At 43.9% G+C, this 5800-nt stretch carries 5 protein-coding genes, 1 tRNA gene and 1 pseudogene; 5 read left to right on the top strand and 2 right to left on the bottom strand.

The genetic code is table 11. From position 1 onward, the window contains the following. The coding region (locus tag GX089_17605) for a UvrD-helicase domain-containing protein (protein ID NLP04311.1) at positions 1-658 on the bottom strand (658 nt) is incomplete at its 3' end. A gap of 297 nt (positions 659-955) precedes the next feature. Between GX089_17605 and GX089_17600 the strand changes: the two genes are divergently transcribed. From GX089_17600 to GX089_17585, 4 genes are all read left to right on the top strand, one after another. Then, positions 956-2257, top strand: a complete 1302-nt coding sequence (locus GX089_17600; protein ID NLP04310.1) for a nucleoside transporter — start codon at positions 956-958, stop codon at positions 2255-2257. Beyond that, positions 2257-2886, top strand: a complete 630-nt coding sequence (locus tag GX089_17595; GenBank protein NLP04309.1) for a hypothetical protein — start codon at positions 2257-2259, stop codon at positions 2884-2886. Before GX089_17600 ends, GX089_17595 begins: the two co-directional genes overlap by 1 nt. Positions 2887-2959: 73 nt before the next feature. After that, positions 2960-3877: a hypothetical protein gene (locus tag GX089_17590; GenBank protein NLP04308.1), complete on the top strand. Its 918-nt coding sequence runs from the start codon at positions 2960-2962 to the stop codon at positions 3875-3877. Positions 3878-3961: 84 nt separating this feature from the next. Then, a tRNA-His gene (locus GX089_17585) sits at positions 3962-4038 on the top strand. Positions 4039-4498: 460 nt separating this feature from the next. Here the strand turns inward: GX089_17585 and sfsA are convergent. After that, positions 4499-5159 (bottom strand): annotated as a pseudogene (sfsA, locus tag GX089_17580) (DNA/RNA nuclease SfsA). Between the two features lie 267 nt (positions 5160-5426). On the opposite strand from sfsA, the gene GX089_17575 reads away from it, so the two are divergent. Next, the coding region (locus tag GX089_17575) for a transposase (protein NLP04307.1) at positions 5427-5800 on the top strand (374 nt) is incomplete at its 3' end.

The following is a 5800-nucleotide window of genomic DNA, read 5'->3' as shown; positions in this document are numbered from 1 at the left end:
CATCGATGGAGATGTATTTATAACGTTTCTGATATTTATGCAGGATATCGGGGTTTGAAGTCAGTATCTTCAAAGGAAGCAGCAGAAGATCATCAAAGTCCACAGTCTGCCGCTTCAGCAGAATGGAACTGTAAGAATTATAAACCCGGCTGATTTTGCGTTCATCTGGGTTTTCTTTTTTGTAAGTGTCAGGGTCAAGGGATGAGTTTTTGGCAAGACTGATAACAGTTGCGAATTCCAGGGGATCCTGATCTTTGAGCCCCCGAACACCTGTTGCACGCATGATACTCTTGAGTGTGGCAATTTTTTCGTGCTCATCAATGATGGAAAAATTCTTTTTCAGGCCGCATGCCTCTCCGTCCTCGCGCAGGATTTTTACCCCCAGGCTATGAAAAGTGCACAGGGTCATCCGGTCCGCAATCTTTGCGGATGTCAGGTCTGCGACCCTCTCCTTCATTTCCTTAGCTGCTTTGTTTGTAAATGTAACCGCGAGTATTTCTTCCGGCTTGCACAGTTTTTCACTGACCAGACGCGCAATACGCATTGTCAGAACTCTTGTCTTTCCGCTCCCGGCCCCAGCAAGCACCAGAAGAGGGCCTTTATTGTGCAAAACCGCTTTTTTCTGATTTTCATTCAATCCTTTGGTAAAATCAGTCATATCTCAATATTCCAATTCATTATTTCAGGTTAAAAAGAGCCAGGGAGATTCCAGGCAATCACCGAAGAGAAGGCAGGTCTGAGGACTCATCACTTCATTGGTGAAAATAAGGTTTAAAAATAATTCCGGAACCCGCAGATGCAGTCATCTGTGATTTTATGGAAATTTGTTTTCAGGGAGTGACAATAGAATTGCCGGAGATTTAGAATATAAGAGTTTTTGGTTTGTAAAAATTTGGATTAGATTGCATCAATTTTAAATTATTTTATCTGTATATGGCATTCATGTCCATCAAAGATCTCTATGTATAACCTCATAAGCTTCGCTGGAATATTCCTGCTCATTGGCTTTGGCTGGCTGCTTTCCACAAACAGGAGAGTTTTTAATTGGCGGGTGGTGCTCTGGGGGGTAGGACTTCAGATAGTTTTTGCCCTCTTTATTTTCAGAGTTCCGGCAGGGTCCAGATTTTTCCTCCTGATTAATGATTTAGTCGTAAAAGTGGTGGAGGCGTCTTCTGAAGGCGCAAGGTTTGTGTTCGGACCGCTTGCGATTCCTCCGGGAGTGAGCGGCTCACACGGGTTTATTCTGGCATTTCAGGGACTACCCACTATAATCTTTTTCTCTGCTCTGATCTCAGTGCTTTATTTCCTGAATATCATGCCGATGCTGATCAGGTTTTTCTCGGGTATTTTTAGCAGACTGATGAGAATATCCGGAGCCGAGTCACTCTGTGTGGCATCGAACATTTTTGTTGGAGTGGAATCTGCATTCACAGTGAGACCCTACATTGCTGAGATGACAAGATCGGAACTCTGCACCATGCTGACTGCAGGGATGGCCACGGTTGCATCAAATGTCCTTGCGCTGTATGTCTTTACACTTCAGCAGTCTTTCCCGACCATAGCCGGTCATCTCATTTCTGCATCAATTCTTTCCGCTCCTGCTGCGATAGTAATGTCAAAGGTGCTTTACCCGGAAGAACAGCACCCCAGGACACTGGGTATCTCTGTAAAGCCGGACTATGAGAAAGAGGCAAATGTCTTTGAGGCGGTGATAAACGGGGCTAATGCAGGTGTGAAGGTGATAGCCGGAGTGGCAGCGCTTCTTATTGCTGTTCTGGGCCTTGTGGCGCTTATCGATATGATTCTCAACGGTGCCGGAGGAGCGGTCAATTCGTTTCTGGAAATTAATATTGACTGGTCTCTGAAGGGCTTGCTGGGGTACCTTTTTTATCCCTTTACCCTGGTAATGGGGGTACCTTTGCAGGATGCGACGGTGATCTCTCAGATTGTCGGTGAGCGTGTTGTTGCTACAGAAGTAGCTGGATATCAGGATCTTGCTAACGCTATTTCCGGTAATCTGATTTCAGAACCCAGGTCGGTAATAATTGCCACCTATGCTCTGTGCGGATTTGCGCATGTAGCCTCGATGGCAATATTCGTGGGAGGTGTATCTGCACTTGCTCCCTCAAGAACAAGAGCTCTTTCTCAAATCGGTTTCAGGGCACTTCTTGCAGCGACTCTGGCATGTATGGTGACAGCGTGTGTTGCCGGAGTCTTCTTTACAGGAAATTCAATTTTACTGGGATCGGTGGAATAATGAAAATATTGAACTTTCTTATCTGGGTGCTTCCTTTCCTTGTTCTTGTATGCGCGTATTTTGGTTTTCGCAGCAAAGCACACAGGAAGATTCGATACCTGGTTTATGCGATCGTTGTTTTTATCGCTTTTTTATTTGACCTGATGGGGATTTCATTCAAAGCGGATCAATTTGATTCTGTGCTGAAACTGATGGTGCTGTTTATAGTGAGTGAAGTGTGTTGGAATTTTTTGCGTCTGAAAAACCGCATTGCTGCATCTGCACATATTGCCGGCAGCTTCATAGTCTTTTTTCTGGCATACAGCGGATGGGTTTACAGCGGACCATCGGGTGCACAAGCTATATGGAAAGCAGATGTTGCCGGCAGTTACTTGAGCGGAAAAACAATGTATGTAGTTAAAGAAAGAAAAATGGTCCGGTTGGGAGAAAAGAAACGGATATTTGAGCTGCATAAAGTCAAAAACAATCTTCCTTTAGAGAGTGAAATCAACACCTGGGAGGTGCCAGAGAGCTATGCTCTTGCGGAATTTTCCTTTGGTTGGTCAACTACACCTGAGGGTGTGAATGTGGACCTGATTAGTGGCGGAGATACACTCTGGACCCTGGTGGAAGATGATCCCATGGAATGACACTTCTCTTTTTCACGTGTGCATTACGTATATTTTTATTTCTATTCTCGGAAATTGTCAGAAAAAGGGGACGATGATGAACAGATGTAAAGTGCTTACAGCTACAATAGTTTTCGCGGCGGTTTCTGCGTACAGCCAGGTGGTCTCATTCAGTTCCCCTGTGCCGTGGGCAACTCAGCGAAATGACACTATCATTGCCAGAGCGCAGATCGATACTGCACAGATCAAGAAAAAATCCATTTCTCTGACTCTGTCGCTCGTCTCAAACGGCAAGAAAAAAGCCTTGTCCAGCAAGACTTTCAAAATCTCCGATTATGCGGGAGAGTTTTCCTTTGGAAGCATCAAGAAGGATCTTGTAGGCGGAAAAGAGTTCCTTCAGATCGACTGGAGCGCTTCGGATGGTCAGGAGAAGGGTACAATTGCCCCTATAGGAATAGTGAATCTCGATAAGGTTAATAAAAGCGAGCCACTGAAAGCCCTGCGCGTCGCTTCTGATGTATCTCTGAGTGCTGTTGCATCTGCAGTTAAAAATGAAAACTTCAGCACCGTTGGGAATTTCCGGTACGCAGCCACATGGAATAAGGATGCTTTCTTTGTGGTAATCGGTAAGAACCAGGATTCCGGTTCTGTGCGGTTTATTATCGATGGAAAGAGTGGGAAAAACGCGTTTCTTTCTTATCCTGACAGGATAGTCAGCTATTCTCCTGGCAAAGATTCACTGGGTGCATTTCATTTCACACGGGAGTACAAGGACAACGCTATTCAGTACACATCCCGGAAGTGGCAATCTGAACTGAACAGAGAGATTGTCAATGATAAGGTTGTGATCAGAATTCCCTGGTACGATACAGGGATAGTTCCTTTTGAGGAAAGGTCTATCGGGCTGGGTGTTTTTGCTGTGGATCAGGGGGAAAAGGTGACTGCTTCGGTTCCGGAAAAAGCGCAGTACTATATTCCGGGAACCTGGGGAGATGTTGTTCTGCAGAAATAGTGGTGGAAGAATTAAATTGCGGAATCTGGTAAAATTAGGTATTTTCTTAACCTGATTTTTGCTCTTTAGACATAGAAATACATGGTGGCTGTAGTTCAATTGGTCAGAGCCCTGGATTGTGGTTCCAGTTGTTGGGGGTTCGAGTCCCCTCAGCCACCCCATTAAGATACATAAACAGGCTGTTTTTCGCGATTTGGGTGAAGGATAGCCTGTTTTTTTATTCTCCTCTTTCTGACATCATTTTTCCAGATTTTGCTTTGAATTTCAGTTTTTAAAAAAAATTGAAGGGCTTCTTACAAAAGCGCGGATCTCGCGGGGGCCAGGGACGGACTATTTTTATCTTTTTTTTCGTAGACTCTTTCCAGGGCTGATCATTTTGGGGGGCTTCTAAGGAAGGTGGTTATATCTCTGTTTTATACCGGGAAGTTGGTTTCTTGTCAGGGACGGACTATTTTTTTCTCTGTTCTCGTTAGGTTAGGGACGGACTTTTTTTTAAATTTCAATCTTCCTTCGGGCACAGGATTTTCGCCTTATTTCCCCTTACTACCTTTCTTGAGGAAAAAATGTCCCGAATGGCCTGTCTGGAATCACCAGGAGCCATTCTCGATGTAGTAGTGTTCTTTATCGAGCGCAAAGTGTTGCGATGGGGGAGACTTTTACCTGAAGAGGACTTATTTCGACACCATTAAGGTAGGCATTTTTCAGTTTTTGAGCGTAGGAGGGGTCTATATCGAATGCTGGTGTAAATATTTCCACATCGCTGCGTTGAATTACAAAGAGCATGACAGCCCTGAAACCGGACTCTTTGGCTTTAATAAGAGTGGCAAGGTGTTTCTGGCCTCGTTTTGGACTGCATCTGGGAAACAGGCATATATTCCGTTTTTTAAGGTGACATTTTTTACTTCTATGAAGCATTTTTCGTGATCATTTTCGGCATAAAGATCAAAACGGCAATCTTCAAATGTAACCTCTTTTTTTATTACAGTGTATCCTGATAATTCAGGAATAAGATTGTGTTGAAGAATTTCTGCTGAAAGTTTGTTAGGGATTAAGGTGTTAATCCCTACCAGTCATCGTTGATCTTTATCATCTCCCATGTGTATTTTGTCCGTCGGTGAGACCCTGCACTTTCTGAGATGTAAACATCGACACAACTTTTCATGGAACCGGGGTTTGTACAATGTGCTGTTACAATCCTACCGTTATCGAGTCTTATATCGGCTAAAAAGCGTTTATAACGTTTAATAAGATAGCCGTGGGTGAGGGGTGTACGGAAATTCATGGAATAACTAATCACTGAAGAATTATTCTATTAAAGGGATTGGGTCATTGGCAGATGCTGTATCTGAAGATTAATAAATATTATATGCATGTATTATATGTATAGAACAAGCTAATGACGGACTTATTTTTTCTTCTCTTTTTCCATTTCTTTTTTTTTACACCAGGGGACGGACCATCTTATTAATTTGTGGTTTTCCTTCGGCCCAGGATTTGCATCTCCTTACCTCCACCTTACATCCATCTCATCCTTTCGCCGGAGGAAAATATGCCCCGAATGGCCCGTATAGAATCGCCTGGTTCCCTTTTCCACATAATGGCGCACTCTGTTGAGGGAAAAGAACTCTTTATCGATGACGACGACAGGGTCGATTTCCTTTCCCGTTTTGCGAAAGGGTTGAAAAAATGCGAATTCCAGTGCTATGCATGGGTTCTGATGGACAATCATTACCACTTTCTTATCAGAACAAGTCATCTGCCCTTGCACAAGCTGATGCGCCCCTTGAACAGCGGTTATGCAGGCAGATACAACAGGAAATATAAAAGGAGAGGGTATCTCTTCCAAGACAGATTCAAGTCTGTTCTTTGCCAGGAGCAGGAATACGCTGCTACACTGATCAAGTATCTTCACCTTAACCCTTT

It is taken from the genome of Fibrobacter sp. (assembly GCA_012523595.1).
Classification (GTDB): domain Bacteria; phylum Fibrobacterota; class Chitinivibrionia; order Chitinivibrionales; family Chitinispirillaceae; genus JAAYIG01.
Note: the sequence above shows the minus strand (reverse complement) of the source record. Positions and strands in the feature narration are given on the sequence as shown.

Bases quoted from the DNA above. Each gene is read 5' to 3' on its own strand.
- GX089_17590 (NLP04308.1), top strand. From the start codon at position 2,960: ATGATGAACAGATGTAAAGTGCTTACAGCTACAATAGTTTTCGCGGCG.
- GX089_17595 (NLP04309.1), top strand. From the start codon at position 2,257: ATGAAAATATTGAACTTTCTTATCTGGGTGCTTCCTTTCCTTGTTCTT.